We start from the raw sequence: 264 nt of genomic DNA, 5'->3' as shown, positions 1-264 counted from the left end.
CACCGATCCGCTCTTCGCGGCCGCGTCGAGCAGCTTGTGCTCGGGGATCGGCTGGAACGGACGCAGCTTCAGCACCGCGACCGCCGCGGGCTCGACCGACACGACCGCGTGCTGATCTTCGTGCCCGTTCAAGAACGCGTGGAGCGCGTGCATGCCCGCCGGCACGTCGCGGAGGACGAGACCCTCCTCGCTGTCGACGACGCCCTTGAGCTTGCCATCGAGCTTGATGCCGACGCCGGGCGCGGCGCGCACGTGGATGTAACC

At 69.7% G+C, this 264-nt stretch carries 1 protein-coding gene; it reads right to left on the bottom strand.

Annotated features, from left to right (window positions below):
* On the bottom strand, positions 1-264 hold a 264-nt coding region (locus ACVA6Q_RS24735), incomplete at both ends, for a hypothetical protein (RefSeq protein ID WP_446649234.1).

It is taken from the genome of Vibrio sp. DNB22_10_4 (assembly GCF_052879755.1).
This window is presented reverse-complemented; position numbering and strand designations above follow the sequence as displayed.